Here is a 506-nt window from a genome sequence, read left to right as displayed (position 1 = left end):
AGGCGCAGCGGCGCGGCGGCGCGGGATTCGCCTTCCGGCAGGGCGCGGGCGCGCTGCGCCGCCCAGTGGCGCAGCCGGCCGCGCAGCTCGCGGTCGATGCGGCCAAGATCGAGGCCCGACAGCGCCGAGCCCTTCCACAGATAATCCACCGCGCCGCGCGCCAGGGCGGCCAGCGCCATCTCCGACCCGTCGCGGGTGTGGTGGCTGACCATCACCACGGCGGGCGGGCTGGGCAGCGCCATCAGCCGCTCGGTCACCGCCAGCCCGTCCAGCTCCGGCATCTCGACATCCAGCGCCACCACATCGGGGCGCAGCTTGGCCGCGAGCTCCAGCCCGGCGACGCCATTGGCCGCCTCGCCCACCACCTTCAGGTCGCCATCGGCCTCGATGATGCGCTTCAGCGCCATGCGCATGAAGCCGCTGTCATCCACCACCAGGACGCGGATCACGCGGGGGCGACCAGGGCCGGCGCGGCGGGCGGCAGGGCGGCGCGCGCCAGGGCGGCG

Annotated in this window: 1 protein-coding gene; it reads right to left on the bottom strand. The window is 75.9% G+C overall.

Features of this window, described 5'->3' with window-relative positions; translation table 11 throughout:
* A partial coding sequence (locus HMPREF0731_RS22935) for a response regulator (protein ID WP_040614633.1) occupies window positions 1-449 on the bottom strand: 449 nt, incomplete at its 3' end.
* Between the last annotated feature and the right edge of the window lie 57 nt (window positions 450-506).

The organism is Pseudoroseomonas cervicalis ATCC 49957, assembly GCF_000164635.1.
Taxonomy (GTDB): domain Bacteria; phylum Pseudomonadota; class Alphaproteobacteria; order Acetobacterales; family Acetobacteraceae; genus Pseudoroseomonas; species Pseudoroseomonas cervicalis.
Note: the sequence above shows the minus strand (reverse complement) of the source record. Positions and strands in the feature narration are given on the sequence as shown.